We start from the raw sequence: 18,479 nt of genomic DNA, 5'->3' as shown, positions 1-18,479 counted from the left end.
GTGTAATTTCTTTAGAAAAAATTAACTTAGATGTGTATTTTCATTGTGTCTTTAATCTAAAGTATCATTTGTCTTAGTAACAATACATCGTAAAAAGATATTTACAGCGAAGTGCTTTCGATGCAGGTCAAGCTTTTAGATCTGGAAATATAAATGAAGGAGCTTGCTGATAGATGGAGGATATCTATCTTGGAATTTAATGGAGAGCAGGATTATGTTTATTTGCTTGTTGACATGAATCCTTCGATACTGCCAAGTAAATTTATCAAAAACCTCAAAACCATTAGCTCAAAACACATAAGAAAACACTAATCTGCTTATTTAAGGCAATTTTATTTGGGAACAAAGGCTAGGTGGTCAAGAGCTTACTGCCTAATTTCAGTTGGAGGTGCTCCTCTATCTGTTTTGAGAGAATATATAGAAAATCAAGATTGACCGCTATAATGTTATTAAGATGTAGGCTTACATCTCCACCTAAACTCTTCGAGTTATAGGTGGAGAATTACGCCTATTTGTTAAAAAGCTCTTGTTCAATTTCGTCCATGTAGTAAGGAATTTCACCAAACCATACAATATCAGGACGTAAGGTAGCTTTATGGCAGTGTGGGCAGAGGCTATCAGGGCTTGAGTTGTCCCAAAAAGTAAAGCGACGATTACAGCTTTCACAAAGCATACTATCAATTTGACCATGCATATGGATGATGTGTTTAGAGTTAGCTCTTTCATGCAGATCATCAATATTCTGGGTAATGATAGTGACCTTGCCACCTAAAGAGTCCATTTGCTCTTGTAGTTTAGTAATAGCTAAATGCGCTGAGTTTGGTTCTTTGTTTTTAATGTTTTGTCTTAAACCGTTGTAAAACTGATGAACCAGGGCTTTGTTTGAGTCAAAGCCAGCATAAGTAGCAACATCCTCAACTCTATGGTTTTCCCATAAACCATCTTCAGATCTAAAAACAGGAATACCAGATTCAGCTGAAATACCAGCTCCAGTTAATATTACTATATGGTGAAATTTCATAAACCAACTCCGAAAATCTAGCTTACCTATAAGTTCTTACAAAGCTTAATTTGGCCATTATAGCCCTTTAACAGACATAGGGGAGACAATTGGTTATTTATCAAAATGTTCGTAGCTTTAGTGGTTAAGCAGCCCCAATCCTCTATAAATGACCTCCAAGAGGCAAGCAAAGTTGCTTATTTAACGTAAATATGTGATTGTCTCCCCTATGTCTGCTTTAAACTTGTGCGTGTTGGTATTAGCGTAACAGCAAATCTTAGTCAGCTCCGAGCTTGCAAAGAAAAGAATGATGGGGCATATAAGGCTAACATCATCTGGTAGCTTTAGCGCCCCGTGGGCACTAAAGCTGCCAGATGGGCCCTAAAGCTGCCATATGGGCGCTAAAGTTTTTATCTTTAGCACCCGTGGGGCTAAGTTAGGGGCTTAATTAGTATTGAGCGCCTACTAGCCAGTGAGCTAAGGCATAGACAGTGTTACCTGTTGAGCCTGGAGCTAAATAAGGTGAGCTTTCGCCTTGGTAGGCATTGGATAAGTCAATGTGAGTCCATTTTTGCTCAGGTGAGACAAAGAAGGATAAGAAAGCAGCAGCTGTTGAAGAGCCAGGGGCACCATCACCATGGCTGGTGTTGCAAATATCAGCACGGCGAGAGGTAATATAACGCTTGTGATATTCTCTCATTGGTAATACCCAATACTCTTCTTTAGTGTAGTTAAAGGCTTGCTCTAATTGCTCGTCTATAACATTTTCACGGCATAAGATAGCGCACATATCACGACCTACTGCAATTTTGGCAGCGCCTGTTAAGGTGGCAGCATCAAGAATATATTTTGGCTTATCTTGAGCAGCTAAGAGCAGAGCATCAGCAAGAATGAGGCGACCTTCTGCATCGGTATTACCGATCTCAACGCTGACATTATTAGGATAGGTAATAATATCGCCTGGCACCATAGCATTGCCTGATACCATGTTCTCAGCACAAGGCATATAGCAGCGAATATGCTTATTAGCACCCATAGCAGCAGCTAGAGCAGTGGCAGCAGCTACATAAATTAAACCAGACTTATCAGTGCGCATAGTATCCATAAACTTAGCGCTCTTAATGTCATTACCGCCAGTATCAAAAGCAATACCCTTACCTACAAGAGCAATATCTACTACTTGCTCATCAGCATTAGGGCCCACATAATCAATCACGGCTAAGCAAGGCTCATGGCTGGAGCTTTTACCTACGGTTTGCAGACCAATGCAGTTATAGTCAAATAAAGAATCGCCTTTTTTGTAAAGTTCAAAGGAGAGCTTGCCTTGACCACCAAAGGTATTAAAGGCTTTTTCTAACTGCTGATAGTAGTTATTTACTAAGTCTACAGTGTGGTATTGATTATTAGCGCTATTGGCAAAAATACGAGCTAAAGTAATAAACTCAACATCACGGCGTACTGACTTTAAAATGGCATCATTAAGATCAAAAGCAATACTAATAGGGCTATTGCGGCATTGCTCTGAGTACATACCTAAGACAAATTGAGCGGCGCTGATGGCATCAAGCTTTACAGCGCTGTCTTGATCTAAAGTAACAATAACTTTCTTAATGCCTAATGCACCTACATTGCGACCTGCTTTTTGAATGCAGCGGTTATCGCTGTCATCTAAGAAAATATCAAAGCCACCTTGCTTATTAGGAATGCAGGCAGTCTTGTCGACAAAGCACTCAGGACAAGTGCCTTTAGTTAAGCAGACGGTTAAAAAAGAATCATCGGCTTGAGAAAGATTAAGAATTTCAATATTGGTCATAAAAAAAATCGCGCATCCAGAATAAACGCAACTCTCCATTTGCACAGTGAAAAATCTATAAACAAGGAACACTTTTTATGCTAAGTATAGCCTTATAATAATTGCCTATTAGTAATACGGATTAGCTTACAAACGTACTTTAGGATATTAATGTATAAGTGCTGGTAATGTTCTATCTTAGCCCTATTATTATAGGCCAGTTAGTAATTTAGTAAGGATAATTATGAAAGTTGCAATTATTGGAACAGGCTATGTGGGCTTGCCTACAGGTGTAGGATTAGCTGAGCTGGGACATCAAGTGATTTGCATTGATAATGATGAGAGCAAAATTGCTAAGTTGCGACATTCACAACTAACTATCTATGAGCATGGTTTACAAGAACTATTTGATAAACACGTCTCATTAGGTAATTTAACCTTTACTACTAGCATGAAAGAAGGCCTATCAGGCGCTCAATTAATTATCATTGCCGTAGGCACCCCGCCACATCCTATTACTAATGAAGCTGACTTAAGTTATCTTTATGAAGCCGCCGCACAAATAGCCCCTTGCTTAAATTCTTCTTATACTGTTGTTGCTACTAAATCTACTGTTCCTGTAGGTACGGGCGATGAGGTAGAGTCCATTATTAATCATATTAATCCCCACGCAAATTGTGACGTGATCTCTTTACCTGAGTTTTTACGTGAGGGTTATGCTATTTATGACTTTTTCCATCCTGATCGCATTGTGGTAGGCTCTGACTCTACTCAAGCTAAAAAACTAATTGCTAGCCTTTATGAGCCTTTATTGGCTTTGCATCCTCATTGCCAAATGCTTTATGTCTCACGTCGTTCTAGTGAAACCATTAAGTATGCAGCTAATTCATTATTAGCCACCAAAATTCATTTTATTAATGAAATGGCAGATTTTTGCGAACAATCTGGAGCTGACATTTATGAGGTAGCATCTGGCATAGGCTTAGATCAGCGTATTGGTAAAAGCTTTTTAAATCCTGGCCCTGGTTTTGGCGGCTCTTGTTTCCCTAAAGATACTATGGCCCTTGATTTGATGGCCCAAAAGTATGGGGTAAATTTATCTTTAGTACATGCTACTTTAGAGGGTAATAAGGAGCGCATCACCAGCATGGCTCAGAGAATTGTCCAAGTAGCTAAACAGCTCAATGATGGCCCAGCCGAGGCAAAAGCTAGGACAGCTGCAGCCGCAGGCGCTGGAACTGTAGCTGCTGCGGTTGGTGCTTGGGATGGGACGGGTGCGGTGGTGGGCATTTTAGGACTTGCCTTTAAGAATGGAACCGATGACTGCCGTTTTTCTCCTGCTATGCAAATAGTGGATCATATTCTAAAAGTTGCGCCTAATATTACTCTTAGAGTGTTTGATCCTAAGGCTATGGATAATGCTAAAAAAATTCTTAGTGGCTATAGCAAGCAAATTGTCTATGTTAACTCGGCCCAAGAGGTAAGCCATGGCGCTGATATTTTAGTTGTGCTTACCGAGTGGGGAGAGTTTAGTAATCTTGATCTTAACTATTGTGCGCTGCATATGCGCCATAAAGTGATTTTAGACTATCGTAATAAGCTCTCAATGCGTTTAGCTCACGAATTGGGCTTTAGTTATAGCGGCGTAGGATTGGGTACAGATGATTTGCATCACTAAGAGCTAAATTTGGTTCAAATAGCCGCCCAAATGATCTATTTGAACCTAAATTTAAGATAAAATGAAAGCTATTATGAGCGCCTTTTATCTGTTTTGATTGTAAGGAAATAGCATGCCTAAGATTCTCTGGATGTCACCTTTTAGTTTGCATGATTCCTCATCAGGGGCTGCGCTAAATTGTCGTTACATGCTTTCTAGCTTAGTAAGTCGTGGCTTTGAGGTGTGGGCTTGTTCTTCATTTATCTTTGATGCCCAACAAGCAGCTGCGCAAGCTTTTGGTGATATAAAAGAACTTTTTAAAGATAATGATAGTGAAATCCATAGTTTTGATGAGCAGGGGATACATTATCTTTATACAAGAGTCTCAAGCTGCCAAGAGACTGATATGACTTTATCTGAGTGTCAGCTCTTCTATCATACCTTTATCAAAGCTCTGAAAGATTTTAAGCCTGATGTAGTTATGGGCTATGGTACTGCTCCTGTAGTTATGAGTTGTTTTGCTGCGGCCAAACAACAAGGTATCAGTACTGCTTATATGCTTTCTAATGGCTCTTACTCTACTTATTTATTTCCTAATATTGATCTTATTATTACTGACTCTTACGCCGTATCTAAACTGTATGCCGAGCGTGATGAAATCAACACTGTACCTGTAGGGGCCTTTTTTAATATTCAAAATATTACTGCCCCAGAGCATCAAAAGCGTTTTGTAACCTTTATTAATCCTTCAGATTATAAGGGCGTAGCGATTTTTGCTAAGTTAGCCAAGCTCTGCCAAGAAAGAATGCCTGAGGCTAAGTTTTTAACTGTTAACACTCATCAGCGTTTTAATGAAGTAGTAAATAAACTTCATATCAAAGGGGACTTAAACAACCATCCTTATCAGCAAAATGATTTTCCTAATGTTTTTATGGTAGATCAGCAAGTTGATATGCGCTCTATTTATGCCATTAGCGCAGTAATTTTGGTGCCTTCTTTATGGTTTGAAGCTTGGGGTCGAGTAGCTAGTGAGGCTGTGTTTAACAATATTCCTGTTATTGCATCAAACTCTGGTGGCTTAGCTGAGGCCATTGGCGGTGGTGGTGTTTTAATTGATACCCCAGAGCATTGTCAGGAGGACTTTTACTCATTACCTACAGATGAGGAAATTGAGCCTTGGTTTAATGCCTTAAAAGTCTTATTAGCAGAAAACTTTGATCAAGAACTAGAAACCGCCCGCACCCGTCTATCACAAGATAGAGCGATCAATCGTTTAATTAGTGCCCTCAATCCTTTAATTAATAAAAGCCAGCATCAAGCACCAGATTTATCTGAGCTTTGCGATCAAATCAATGCTCTTCAAGATGACGATCTCAAGGATAATGGATTATGAAAAAAATCTTATGGATAAGCACTTGTTGTGTACATGATTTGGCCAGTGAGTCCATGCTACAAGTACGTAACATGATTGCCTCTTTAGTAGATCGCAGTGCCAGTTTAGTTTGTCTAAGCTCTACTATTAGATCCAACAATGATCCTAATTCCTTACACCCAGCAGCTCGTGAGTTAATCACCCACTCAGCCAACAAATTTCAATTTGCTGATGACAGGGTGCAATATATTTATACCATTACAGGTCAGCATCCTTTAGCCAGCATGACCACTTTAGAGCAAAGTCAGTTTTATAATGAAATGACTCCTATTATTTGTGGTTTTAAGCCTGATGTGGTGATCACCTCCTCTAGCGATATTGTCTCTATGGCTTGTCTTAATTTAGCCAAGCACTTAGACATTCCTACTGTGTTTGTTCTCTTAGAGCCTCCTGCTAGAGAGTTTAATTTTGCTGATGTTGATCTTATTGTTAGCTCTAGTGAATCTTTAACTAATGACTATGTCATAGCTCATGGTAAAAAAGCCTTACAAGTAGGCCCTTTTGTGTGCCCTAATGGCCCAATTATGGGAGCTTACTTACAAGCCAAGCATCAACATATGCAGGCTCTTAGACAAATGCAAGAGCAAAAGCACGAGCAAGAGCAAAAGCAAGGACTAGAGCAAGAGCAGAAGCAAGAGCAGCTCTCACACTTACAGAGCAAAGCATCGATTGACTGGGGCTCTTTACCTTTTCCAAATGTAGCACAGCGCTCATTAGTCTTAATGGTGTCACCTAATGTTGAGCATGGTTTGGGTATATTTTTGAGCATGGTACAAACATGCAGCCAAGATCCATTGTTCCAAAATTATGAGTTTGCGGTCTTAGAAACAGAAGAAAATCAGTTTTTGCTCAATATCAATTCCTATACCAACAAACAACAAGAGCTAAATGTCTTTACTCAAGAGACTATTAGTAAGGTTAAAGTATTTGGTATGGGACATGATATTAATGATTTGCTAGCTAAAAGTAGAGTCTTAATCATGCCTACTTTAAGCTTAGTTTCTAATAGTTCCTTAGGCTTACAATCATTAAGTCATGGTGTGCCTATTATTACTACTAGCCAAAACATTTTAAAAGAGCAGTTAAAAGATGCGGCTACTTATGTAGATGTAGATCAAGAGTTAATTGATAACCTCTATTTAGCTCCTGAGCATAAGCAAGTATCCCCTTGGGTAGAGGCTTTAAAGAATGAATTGCTCAATGACTTTGACCCTAATCGTATTTGGCTGGCGCTAGAGCACAGTGATTTTATTGGCAGCTGCCGCCGCTTAGCTTTAGGTTTAAAACCATTACTTGCTAAAAGAGCGGGCGATAATCCTCAATTACTAAGATTAGGTACTTTTAGCTTAAGAGCTATTATCCAATCAGAAATTGAGGCGCAAAAGAGAGAGGCTCAAAGAGTAGCTAATTTAGCCACTGAAAGCCAAACTTTAGATGAGGATAATAAAGAGCTCTCCAAAGCCATGGATACCTCCTCTTATAATTCTTTAACAAATAAGCGCAAACAAGCTTATTCAACTCAAGCACCTAACTCATTAAGTGCCTTATAAGCTAAAAAGCACTCTCAATACCAAAGCCAAACTATTCCCACCAAACAAGGCCCATCCTATCAAAGTCTTGATAGGATGGGCTTGATAGCAAGGCTGGCCAGGCAAGGGACAAGCCCAAGCTCAAGGCAAAGCCTTGGCTTGCCTTGGCTTGGCCTAGTCTTGCCTTGGCCTTAAGGAGCCTATTTTTGAGCTGAGGCCGTTTGGAGCTGAGGCTGGCAAAAGCTAATGTGCTTCATACAGTGATTGCAGCTTTGGCTAAATTTCAAAGGGTTCTTAAATAAGAACGGATTGCATACTAAGTTCATAGCTCCACAAGTACAGGTAAACATAAAAGCCTCTAATTGTTCCAAGGCCTCTAAGATATAAATAAAAGCCGTTAAGCTTGGAACCTTAGGTTGACGGGCGCTATTTCTATAGTAGTGATTGTTGTCATGCTTAGATGAAACCAATTGGCTAAAGGCATCTTGAATACCTAAACATAAGAAAAAATCTATAGAGCCACTATAGTTGTGAGTGTCATCGTTAAGATTGCTTAAAATCATGCAATCACGCTTATTGTAAATATTTTTGCTATCTACATTATTGACCTTTAAGCGCAGAAGATTGCTATCTAACAATTGCTGATAAGCCAAGGCTCGAGAGCAAAACTGAACATAAGTATTGTTCTGGTTAACAATCTTGGACAGATATACAGATTGTTTAATGGCTAAATGGTTGATTTTAAGGCGTTCAGGCTCGTCTTTTTTAGCTAAGTTATTGCTATTGTGGAAAGTATCTTTAAGGTTTAATACCTTGATAAAGTCACGAGCAACCTCACTTTTAGGTTGAGCTTGCCTATCAGTGCTAACAGATAACTTAGGAAAAATACCGTCAGGAATAGCAGACTTTTTAATAGAGTCTTGATAGCTTTCATCTAAGCTTTTAGAACGTCTTTTAAGATAGACATGCAGCTCAACATAGTCTTCATGTTGATCAATCTTAGTTAAGACAGGTTTGTGAGGTAAGACTCTATTAACTATAAGGGCGCATAAATCCATAACATTAGAGTTATCAGCACTTACTATAGGTAACTTATAGCTTTCATGGTACAAAAGCTCCCTATCTTCCATAATCTTAAAATACAAATGAATCATCTGCTCTAAGATAAATTTAGAGTAGTCATTAGTTAACAGCTGTTTAAGCGAATTTTCGTTAAGCTGTTGGTTAACACCAAATAGATTGTTATTTAAGTACGATAGCATATCGTTAAAGGAGCTTTTATTATTTTTAAGCTTCTTAATAAGCGCACTATAGGAATTAGTCTGCACTTCAATTTGATGGGCATAGAGCTCACTATCAGTAGTTTCCTCCGCCTCCTCTAAGTCCCTAGAAGATTCACTAAGGGCTTCATCCATCATATTGGCCCCATCAATTTCCTCCTCACTAAGGTCGCTACTAGCACAGCTATCCTCAGAGCTGCTAGCAAAGCAGTCAGCTAAGCTGCCTGCTGTGCTACCTGCTGCGCTGCCATCAGCAGCGCTGATGGCATCATCAGTTATTAGGGGTAATTCCTCGGCTATGAGGGTATCAAAGTTTAGCTCATAAGGACTAAGCTCAATTTCATTAAAGCAAGTTGGGTCAAGTTCATAATCCATAACCATAGCTGTGCTGGAGCCGTGAGTCTCATTAGTGCTCACCACCTCACAATCAAGGTTAGCTTTATTACTACGGCCCTTGCTACAAGCTGTGCTCTTAGCTTGCTTCGCTTTCTTAGCTTTGGTAGGGGAAGGCTCAGCGATAGCAGACGCAGCAGCTGGCGCTGCAGCGGGCGCAGCTGGCGCTGCTGAGGCAGTGGCAGCTGCCTCAGCTGCGGCTGCGGCGCTTAGCTGGGCTTTGAGAGTTTTGAGCTCTTGCCAGCTTTGGTCTTTAAAAGAGAGGTAATAATTAATTTCCTGCTTACAAAGGCCTTTGTGTGACATTACCATGGCTATTAAAAGCTTGGCTTGCTGCTGGTGAAAACAAGACTTATTAGGATCTAAGCTACCTAAATAGCAAGACTCTCTTAAATAGGCGCTTAATACATTGGTTGGGCAAGATACAGTAATAGCAAGATTACGAGGAGACTGTAAGGCGTTATTGAGCACTCTATTACTGACATTTTTAATTTTTAATAAGGTGTTATCAATTTTGCCTAAAACCTTAGCGCTCTTAGGGCTATCTTGTGCGCTAGGGTTGGTCTTGCCTGAGGTTAATTGTGCATGATCAAAAATAGGCTTAGCCACATTACGTTCTGAGGTAGCGTGGTAGAGATTACTCATATAATCTTTAAGGATAAAATGCAGCTCTTTACGACGCATAATATCCGATGCCTCTAAGTTATAACTAGAGTATTGGACAATAAGATCGCTAAGCTCTTGTTTAGTTAGACCAAACTCTTGGCTGATATTTTCAGCCTTCTCGTTGGTGTAGGTCATAAGGTAATTGTTCAAACAAGTAGTTTGATCAAAGGCACAATTGATTAGTGAGGTAAGATCGGGCTCGTTTTTAATGAGATTAGGATTATGAGCAACAATACTGTCATACATTTGGTTAATGCTATTAACCATAGGCAGTAATAAGTTAATCTCTTGAGAGTTTTTTAAGCAAGAAGACATTTCATATAAATACTTCAAAGCATTAGCCTTGGGAGTATAGTCAGCCTTAGTATATAAACAGTCCTCATCAGGCATACTGGATAAAGCCTTGTCGCTTTCTAAGATATTGTTCCAGCGCTCTTGAACTTCATCCCAGCATCCACCTTCATCAATTTTGGTAAAGATATTCAGGCCCTGCACATTTTTGCTGTTATTTCTTAAGGTAGCCATTTGCATAGCTGCTCGAGATTTGCAGGTAGTTACATTATTACCCTGAGTAGAATTATGGGCAGAGATCAAATCATTTTGATTAGAAATGAGCTCTAAACTAAAGGACTGCGGGATTACGTGGTCTTTTGAGTGATTTTTCATAAAAAGTTAGCATCTTTACGTATAAATAAGGCACAAATTTAAAGTAAAGATGCTCTCCGAATCAAAGAAAGCATGGATACAAGGATTAAGCTGCTAGGATAGGCACAGAGCAGCACTTGTAAGTAATGGATATAAGCAAAAAAATAAGTAGGGAAACTGCACCTTGGCGTATGTTAGTGAATCATGGCATACCATAGTGTACCCTGGTGTACCGTGGGGCCCAGGTTTGCCCTGGCCTACCTTGGTAGGCCTTGGCAAGCCAGAGGGTGGCTTTTGTTTCCCTAAACTAGTTTGGAGAAAATTAATTTACAAATACAACGGCTTTACCCTTGGATCAGAAAAAGCTGGGGGATTAACTTTTTCGATAAGATCGCAGATCTGGGTTAAGTTCTCTTTATGCTTACCCATAGCAAATGGTTTAAGCATGACATTTATGAACTTGCTTAGGCTGCTGTTAAATTGCTTATCAAAGTCATAGGAGCAAAAGTCGTAAACTATATTGGTATGAAAGATAGTAGTAGCTGGAGAGAGCTGTTTTAAAAATACCAACATCTTGTTGAGCTTGTAGTTAGTTTTATGGATGGTATCCAAGATTAAACAATCAGAGCTAGTATGTAGTTTATTTACCTTGTTGTAGTGCAATCTCTTAATCGGCTCTTCATTAGTATTTATTACTCTAACAGTATTAAATAAAGTAATTTGTTTACTACTTGGAACCTGCTCTTGTACTTTAGGCAAAGCATAAGATGGTATATGCCGCATGTTATAAGTAATATCAAATAAGGATGAGCCAATATCTTTGAGTGTCACTATTTTTAGCATTTCCTCCCTGTAGCGCTCGTAACTAGATTTTTTAGCAAGGGATAATTGGTGCAGGTGATCCAGTGCCACATGGTTGTGAGCCAAGAAGGCATTTAAAGTTTCGCTCTGATGCTTGTCTTCCATAGAGCAGATGCTCTTTAGATAATTAAACAAATGAAAAGCGCTATTTAAGAAATACTGGGTAGTATGAGCATTTCTATGAACTACTATTTCATCTACGAGAGGCTCAGTAGTAACTACCAAAGGTGCAGGCTCAGTATTTAATTGGGTGATGCTGTAGTCGGAACCTAAAGCGGCCATAGTTATATCTTCATCAGACAATTGATAGTCGTAGTCGCACTTGCCGCTTTCAAAGGCCTCAAACATTTCCTCATCGCAATCTTGCTCACACTCAAGTTCATAGTCCTCTTGCATAAGATCGAATTGCAGTTCGTCATAAAACTCGTCAGCGCATAGACGCTCATTAAGCTCATCATCAATACAATTGCTCAAGGCTTTTTCGTTTGAGCAAGGTAGCTCTTCAAACATTGAGGAGAGCTGGGAGAATAACTGGAGATGGTTACAGGCTTTTAAAAGTTTTTTCTTTTCAAAATTTCCTAATGAAAATTCTGACATATCAATAGTCGCAGACATATCAAACTCTCTTTGTATAAAAACAAAAAAGCCAAGGCAATGTCCCTAATTTAAAAGCATTATTTTGAGCAATAGTTATTCGCTAGCTAAGCATTACGCTTATCTAGAAAAAAGAATAACCAGTTTTGATGCATTTAAATTAGGAACCAAATCGCTTTGGCTTTAGGTAAGAAAAATTTATCTTTAATAAAGGCTAAGAATAGGCAATTAGCCCAATATTATTGACCTTAAGTTGTTGCAGCAGACATAGCAACTTAAGATGAATAAGCACTGTTTTAGTGGGGCGGGCGAGAGTAAACAGACGTGCGTCTCAGAAAAAGTGAGTGCTAATTTTCAAAATTTTTTAGGTACTTTTAGCAAACAATAGCCGTTTTGCAGCTTAATTGTGTTATCTAGCTTTGTGTATCTATCTAAAAAATTTGCAGGGATTTTATAGAAAAAGAATCGTGATAAGTGTGATATAGGTCACTAAATTCTAAATTTGTTGCAAATTTTTTGCAAAAACAGGAAGTTTTGAGCCGTTTTTTGTATAAAACATATTGTTAAGTAGAAATTTTCCAAAATTCATATCTAGTATTTGAATGAAAATCAGATAAATATCATAAATTTTATAATATAGCTATTTGGGCTGCAAAAAATACCCTAAAAGCTCAAGCTTCTGACATCAGCCTTTAGGGTATTGTTAATAAGAGTTTTTTACTCTTTAGATTAAGCTACCATTGCGCAACAATTGAGGGTTATTGCCTGCTCTCTTGTCAAACAATGGCTTTAAGATAGTGGCTAAGCGATTAGCTGAGAAGTTGATGTCATGGCGCTTAGTTACATTGACGCAGCGCTCAGTAAAGTCGTTATTTAATACGAGATCAAGACCTTTAACAAAGTTAGTCATGTTTTCAACAGAAATAACTTCGTTAGGGTTTGCAAGTAGTGCTGGAGGGATCTCTACTAAGACACCTGCATCACCAATAGATTCGGCAATACCTGTTTGGTTGGTGCCTAATACTGGAGTGCCATGGGCGATAGCCTCACGAGCAATATTAACAGTGCTTTCAAAAGATAAAGAAGGCACTAATAAAGCCTTACTTTCTTTTAAAACCTCACTAAGATTGCTATTAGGTGGAAGCACTTCAATAGACTTTAAGAACTTGTCATCAAAAGCGGCTTTATCTGAGTTGGCCTCATGAATTAAGGCAGCTTGCTCTAAAAACTGTCCTTCATAAGTTTCACACACAGTAAACTTGGTATTCTTAAGCTCTTTGCCTTGTAGTTGAGCTAAGCGTAAGAAAATACCTAGACCCTTGTTAATACTTGGGTTAACCATGGTAATACGCTTGCGCTCTACCTTAGCTTCGCTATCAGTATGGGCAACTACAGGAATAAAGGAACCAACCACTACTGAGTTGATTTTACGGTTGGTAGCATAGAGATGAGAGGTAGCATTGCTATCAGTAATTACTACATCAATGTTAGGGAAATTAAAGCGCTCAGGAGTGCCATCTAAGAGGGTATAGACAGTAGGAATGCCACGACGATGGGCCTCATCAAAGCACACCATAGAGAGCATATCACTGCCTGTGCCCATTACTACATCAGGACGGAAGGCATTGATAATAGCGCAAAACTTAGCATAGAAGTTACGCTGCTCTTGGGAGATCATGTCTCCTAGCTTTCTTGATTTAGTACGAATGTAGATAAAAGTAATATTGTTATCCTTAAGGTTGAAGGAAATATCTTCACCTTTGAGCTTTTCGTCTAAATCAGTAAACATGGAAGTGCCGCTTTCATGGAGAAAGTTTAAAGCACTTAGACCAACAATCTCAACGTCACGAGCCTTAAGAGACAACAGCATGTTACGCATTTGAGTTGCAGAGTTATTTGACGTATCGTGAACGCTTAAAGGGCTAACCCAAAGTAATTTAGGCATATTATTTTTTCCTGCAAAAAAGCATGACTTAACGGGCAATTTTAACTAAACAATGCCTGTTGTCTATTGACGATAAAAAAGTGGATTATCAGATGCTTTGCTGTTAAATAATGGCATAAAAGCATCCAAGGTACGCTCAGTAGAGCGCTCATTAGAGTGTTGGATTTTAGCTTTAGCAAATTGCTCGCTATAGTCAGTTTCCATAACTTTCTTTAAAGCATCAATCCAAGGTTGAATCTCTTCATCAGTAGGTATAGACCAGTGATCTTCTCTACAGTGCTCTGGTGCCTCTAAAACTTCACCACAACCTGCCATGGCCTCAGGAAGGCCGCCTGAATTAGAACAAACGACAGGAATTTCATTAAGTACAGCCTCAGTAGTGACACGTCCCCAAGACTCATACCATAAGGAAGGAGCCAAGAGAGCTTTTGTAACTTTAAAGACGGCTCTCATATCCTTTTGATTGCCTGTCATGTCGACATTAGGGAAATCATTGGCGCTAAAAGGATGGGTGTCTTTATTGTCCTTGTTATGAAGCATAGTAACAGTATGGGCAAAGTTACCACGGCTGTTAATCACTAAGAAACGCAGATCAGGCATTTGGGTTTGACAGACCTTGGCTAATTTAGCAAAGATTGCTAGTCCTTTAGCGCCCACTGGGTTTACAAAGGTGACATATTTAGGATCTTTTTCTGGGCTAATGACACGATCATGATTGATAAAGATGCCTGTAGTAGCAACATTGATATGATCACGCTTAGCATAAAGATCGGCTGTGGCCTGGGAGTCTGTAACTACCAAATCATAGTGAGAGAAAGAGAAATTACTATGGTTGCCATTTACTAATAAGTAAACTGTTTTAATGCCACGGCGACGAGCTTCAATATTGCATGCTAGTGGAGTCATAGCTGGGCAATAACCAAAGATCACATCTGGCTTGAACTCATCTAAAACATCTAAGAAAGTTTCATAGAGTAATTGGCCCTCTGCTAGAGTAAATTCCATTTCAGAGCGGCTATGGCAACGGGTATAAATATAGTGAATACCATTGTCATCAAGTATAAAGGTATTGTGCTTATCTTCTTGTAGCTTTTGCTCTAAATTACCAAACACCACTGTGCCTGAGACATTATCAAAGACAAAAGAAGAACAAGACCAAACCTCACATCCTTTTTTAACTAAGGATTCGAGCATATCTTTGGCTTGGATGGAAGCTCCTGAGGAGGTGTCATGCAAGCTGTATGGTGATAACCAAAGAATTTTAGGCATAGAAACATCCCAGATAGTAAAAATCTAGCTTTAGCTGGTAATTAAGCCTTAATAATTTGTACGATAGCGATCGAAGCTATCACACAAAGGAAGTAGTAACTTAACTAAATTAGCAGTTAAAACGTCTTTATTGATAGAAGCAATAGCTTTTTGTGTATTTTCTTCCCAATTGTTATTAAGTAGTTGCTCTAAAGCATCAAACCAAGGCTTAATTTCCTCATCACTTGGAATGCTTAAAGGATCTTTAAGGCAATGCTCAGGAGGGTCTAACAAAATACCTCCTTGGCCTATAACCTCGCTAAGAGCTCCTACATTACTAGCTAAAATAGGAATATTGTTTAATAAGGCCTCACTACCAACACGGCACCATGATTCATAGCGCAATAAAGGTAATGATAGTACTTTAGTCTTTTCATAAACTAAACGCATATCAAAGGTAGCATCGGCCATTAGCACATTAGCAAAATCTTTAGCCCTATAAGGATGACTATTAATATCCCCTTTGTCATGAAGTTTAGTAATTTGTTCAACAAAGTTAAATTGTGAATTGATTACTAAAAACTTTAGCTCAGGGCGAGCCTTACTACAGTAATGAGCAAGCTTTGAAAAAATAGCTAATCCCTTTTTAAAGTCAGGATTAATTAAAGTAACAAAGAGAGGATCCTTATGTTGTGCTAGCACTTGAGCTTTTTCTATAAAGGCACCAATAGGGATAACATTGATATGGTCAATATGGGCATACTCCTTAGCTGTGAAATAGGAGTCAGATAAAATTAAATCACAGTTAGGGAAGGAGTATTGGTGCTCTAAATTGCTAAGCAACCAATAGACAGTTTTGATGCCCTGCCTTTTAGCTTCTGCAAAGCAATTAACGCAATCAGCGCTTTTACCAAAACCCATGACCAAGTCAGGCTTAAATCTATTGAGAATCTCTAAAAAGCTCTCAAAAAATTCATTTTGCTCTTGTAGTTTACGCTCACTTTGTAAAATAGCGGTAGAGCGTACATATAAATAGCGCACTTTTCGCTCAGTAAGCTCAAAAATCTTTTTATTAGGATTTTGCTCAAAGAGTTGATCAATATTGCTAAATACTACTTTACGGGCACGCTCATGCTCAAAAGCAAAGCTAGTTAAAGCAATAATTTCAAAGCCGCATTTACTTAAAGCATCTAACATGCAGCGACAATGCAAGGCTGCACCTGAGGTAATGTCGTGTAAGCTGACAGGTGACAACCATAAAATTTTGGGCATTATGTTCTCCACATAAGCTTGTATTAGTTTTAGCTTAACAGCTCTTTTCTAGTGCGCATAAAAAGAGCTAAAAGATAAATTAGTGGTGGTTAAACTTAACATGATCGCGATAACGACGCTCGTAATAAGGGCGTAAGATCGCTATGAGCCTATCAATATTTTTATCTATTGATAAGTTATCTTGGGCATGCTTGAGCTGCTGCTCCCAGTCCTCATTTACTAAACGCTCTAAGGCTTGGGCCCATGGCTTGATCTCTTCATCATCTGGTAAAGATAAATTATCTTTAATGCAATGCTCAGGTGCATCAAGATGAATACCAGCTCCAAAGGTAGCCTCTTTTAGGCCGCCTGAGGTAGAGCCTAAAACAGGGATATTATTAAGTACGGCCTCAGAGGCAACTCTACCCCAAGATTCCCACCATAATGAAGGAGTTACTAGTACTTTACTAACAGTATAGATAGGCTTCATATTGTTAGTAGCAGGAGTCATATCAACATTATCAAAGTCTTGAGGTTTTAAAGGATGGTCATCCTTATTGCCTTTGGTATGTAAATATTGAATGTTTTCGGCAAAGTTGCCATGACTATTAACTACTAAAAATCTTAAATCAGGGTGAGCTTTTTGGCAGTATTGAGCTAACTTAGCAAAGATACTTAAACCTTTTTCAAAGCTTGGATTGATAAAAGTAATATATTTAGGCTTACGCTTATTAGATATGCAGTAAACAGGATCAAACAACTGACCAGTTGGGATCATACGAATTTGGTCGCGGCGGAAATAGAGGTTAGCCGAAGCATGGGAGTCAGTTAAGATAAGATCGGTATTAGGGAAGGCATAATTGCCATGATTGCCATTTAAAACAGGATAAATGGTTACTATGCCTCGTCTTTGCGCCTCAGCAAAACTAGTCATAGAAATCATGCCTGTGCCAAAGCCCATCACAAAATCAGGCTTAAAGTTATCGAGCACACTACAATATACTTTAAACAGCAACTCTTGATCATTGAGGTTTTGTTCTTGTTCAAAATTAGAGCTACTGCGGGTATAAATGTAGTGAATACCAGCATCGTCGATCTCAAAAACAGACTTTTTAGAGCTATCAATCTTGTCCTTCAAATTATTAAATACGTTGGCTCCAGCAGGAGAGTCGAAAATAAAAGAAGAGCAAGACCAAACCTCAAAACCGCGCTTAGCCAAGCACTCAAGTACGGTTTTACAATGAATTGATGCTCCAGAGGAAATATCATGCAAACTATATGGAGACATCCATAAAATTTTAGGCATTATTTTGTCCTTTTGCTTAGCATAAATGCGATTAAACAAGCCAAACCTTTTGCTAACAAAGGCTTATTTAGTGCGTGCTTTGGCTTAAATAAGAAATAATAAATAGCTAAATTCTAACAAACAAATTATCTAACTTTAACAAATAGGCGTAATTCTCCACCTATAACTCGAAGAGTTTAGGTGGAGATGTAAGCCTACATCTTAATAACATTATAGCGGTCGATCTTGATTTTCTATAGATTCTCTCAAAACAGATAGAGGAGCACCTCCAACTGAAATTAGGCAGTAAGCTCTTGACCACATAGCATTTGTTCCCAAATAAAATTGACTTAAATAAGCAGATTAGTGTTTTCTTATGTGTTTTGAGCTAATGGTTTTGAGGTTTTTGATAAATTTACTTTGCAGTATCGAAGGATTCATGTCAACAAGCAAATAAACATGATCCTGCTCTCCATTAAATTCCAAGATAGATATCCTCCATCTATCAGCAAGCTCCTTCATTTTTATTTCCAGATCTAAAAGCACTTCGTTGTAAATACCTTTCTACGATGTATTGTTACTAAGACAAATGATGCTTTAGATTAAAGACACAATGAAAATACACATTTAAGTTAATTCTTAGAAATAAATCGCACTTAATATATTTTTTTGTTAGTACTAAATACAAATAAGAGAGAGTATAATACTTACTAAACATATCCTTTCCCTATGGTAATAACTTAAGTGGAAAGTTGATGTAAGGTATAGATTTATTTGGTTCAAATAGAGCCCCAGGGGGATTGAGAAATAATTATACGTACTGCCTGGTACAGACTTATTTTTAAGTAGGCGACTAAAACGCCTTATTTATCAGGTTTCTTTTTGATACCCGCTTTTGAAC

The 18,479-nt window shown here is 38.5% G+C and carries 11 protein-coding genes; 3 read left to right on the top strand and 8 right to left on the bottom strand.

The genetic code is table 11. From position 1 onward, the window contains the following. Positions 1 to 508: 508 nt before the first annotated feature. Positions 509 to 1,021 (bottom strand): Sir2 family NAD-dependent protein deacetylase, encoded by a 513-nt coding sequence (locus tag MXE38_RS10200; protein WP_246914449.1) that lies wholly within the window; start codon positions 1,019 to 1,021, stop codon positions 509 to 511. A 427-nt stretch (positions 1,022 to 1,448) separates the two neighbouring features. Next, complete coding sequence (locus tag MXE38_RS10195) at positions 1,449 to 2,813, bottom strand: hypothetical protein (protein ID WP_246914447.1); 1,365 nt, start codon at positions 2,811 to 2,813, stop codon at positions 1,449 to 1,451. Between the two features lie 223 nt (positions 2,814 to 3,036). Here MXE38_RS10195 and MXE38_RS10190 point away from each other — a divergent pair, with 223 nt between their 5' ends. The 3 genes from MXE38_RS10190 to MXE38_RS10180 all read left to right on the top strand — a co-directional run bounded on the left by MXE38_RS10190 (position 3,037) and on the right by MXE38_RS10180 (position 7,431). Continuing rightward, positions 3,037 to 4,470, top strand: a complete 1,434-nt coding sequence (locus tag MXE38_RS10190) for a UDP-glucose/GDP-mannose dehydrogenase family protein (RefSeq protein WP_246914445.1) — start codon at positions 3,037 to 3,039, stop codon at positions 4,468 to 4,470. 112 nt (positions 4,471 to 4,582) lie between these two features. Continuing rightward, positions 4,583 to 5,842, top strand: a complete 1,260-nt coding sequence (locus MXE38_RS10185) for a glycosyltransferase (RefSeq protein ID WP_246914441.1) — start codon at positions 4,583 to 4,585, stop codon at positions 5,840 to 5,842. Further along, positions 5,839 to 7,431 carry a hypothetical protein gene (locus MXE38_RS10180; RefSeq protein WP_246914439.1) on the top strand — a complete coding sequence of 531 codons (1,593 nt, stop codon included), beginning with the start codon at positions 5,839 to 5,841 and terminating at the stop codon, positions 7,429 to 7,431. The genes MXE38_RS10185 and MXE38_RS10180 overlap by 4 nt, the downstream gene beginning before the upstream one ends. A 179-nt stretch (positions 7,432 to 7,610) precedes the next feature. Here the strand turns inward: MXE38_RS10180 and MXE38_RS10175 are convergent, their stop codons facing one another. The 6 genes from MXE38_RS10175 to MXE38_RS10150 form a co-directional block, all read right to left on the bottom strand. Further along, a complete protein-coding gene (locus MXE38_RS10175; RefSeq protein ID WP_246914437.1) occupies positions 7,611 to 10,415 on the bottom strand; it encodes a hypothetical protein in 2,805 nt (934 codons plus the stop codon). Positions 10,416 to 10,721: 306 nt separating this feature from the next. Further along, complete coding sequence (locus tag MXE38_RS10170; protein ID WP_246914434.1) at positions 10,722 to 11,870, bottom strand: hypothetical protein; 1,149 nt, start codon at positions 11,868 to 11,870, stop codon at positions 10,722 to 10,724. Positions 11,871 to 12,573: 703 nt separating this feature from the next. Continuing rightward, positions 12,574 to 13,794 (bottom strand): glycosyltransferase, encoded by a 1,221-nt coding sequence (locus MXE38_RS10165; protein ID WP_246914432.1) that lies wholly within the window; start codon positions 13,792 to 13,794, stop codon positions 12,574 to 12,576. A 63-nt stretch (positions 13,795 to 13,857) separates the two neighbouring features. Continuing rightward, positions 13,858 to 15,063: a glycosyltransferase gene (locus MXE38_RS10160; RefSeq protein ID WP_246914430.1), complete on the bottom strand. Its 1,206-nt coding sequence runs from the start codon at positions 15,061 to 15,063 to the stop codon at positions 13,858 to 13,860. Between the two features lie 48 nt (positions 15,064 to 15,111). Then, complete coding sequence (locus tag MXE38_RS10155; RefSeq protein ID WP_246914428.1) at positions 15,112 to 16,314, bottom strand: hypothetical protein; 1,203 nt, start codon at positions 16,312 to 16,314, stop codon at positions 15,112 to 15,114. Between the two features lie 79 nt (positions 16,315 to 16,393). Next, positions 16,394 to 17,599 (bottom strand): glycosyltransferase, encoded by a 1,206-nt coding sequence (locus MXE38_RS10150; protein WP_246914426.1) that lies wholly within the window; start codon positions 17,597 to 17,599, stop codon positions 16,394 to 16,396. Positions 17,600 to 18,479: the final 880 nt, after the last annotated feature.

Origin of the sequence: Anaerobiospirillum sp. NML120448 (genome assembly GCF_023050945.1) — a bacterium.
Taxonomy (GTDB): domain Bacteria; phylum Pseudomonadota; class Gammaproteobacteria; order Enterobacterales; family Succinivibrionaceae; genus Anaerobiospirillum.
This window is presented reverse-complemented; position numbering and strand designations above follow the sequence as displayed.

Excerpts from the sequence above, each read along its gene's own strand:
- MXE38_RS10150 (WP_246914426.1), bottom strand. The coding sequence starts at position 17,599 with ATGCCTAAAATTTTATGGATGTCTCCATATAGTTTGCATGATATTTCC.
- MXE38_RS10185 (WP_246914441.1), top strand. The coding sequence starts at position 4,583 with ATGCCTAAGATTCTCTGGATGTCACCTTTTAGTTTGCATGATTCCTCA.
- MXE38_RS10190 (WP_246914445.1), top strand. The coding sequence starts at position 3,037 with ATGAAAGTTGCAATTATTGGAACAGGCTATGTGGGCTTGCCTACAGGT.
- MXE38_RS10200 (WP_246914449.1), bottom strand. The coding sequence starts at position 1,021 with ATGAAATTTCACCATATAGTAATATTAACTGGAGCTGGTATTTCAGCT.
- MXE38_RS10170 (WP_246914434.1), bottom strand. The coding sequence starts at position 11,870 with ATGTCTGCGACTATTGATATGTCAGAATTTTCATTAGGAAATTTTGAA.
- MXE38_RS10165 (WP_246914432.1), bottom strand. The coding sequence starts at position 13,794 with ATGCCTAAATTACTTTGGGTTAGCCCTTTAAGCGTTCACGATACGTCA.
- MXE38_RS10160 (WP_246914430.1), bottom strand. The coding sequence starts at position 15,063 with ATGCCTAAAATTCTTTGGTTATCACCATACAGCTTGCATGACACCTCC.
- MXE38_RS10180 (WP_246914439.1), top strand. The coding sequence starts at position 5,839 with ATGAAAAAAATCTTATGGATAAGCACTTGTTGTGTACATGATTTGGCC.
- MXE38_RS10175 (WP_246914437.1), bottom strand. The coding sequence starts at position 10,415 with ATGAAAAATCACTCAAAAGACCACGTAATCCCGCAGTCCTTTAGTTTA.
- MXE38_RS10155 (WP_246914428.1), bottom strand. The coding sequence starts at position 16,314 with ATGCCCAAAATTTTATGGTTGTCACCTGTCAGCTTACACGACATTACC.
- MXE38_RS10195 (WP_246914447.1), bottom strand. The coding sequence starts at position 2,813 with ATGACCAATATTGAAATTCTTAATCTTTCTCAAGCCGATGATTCTTTT.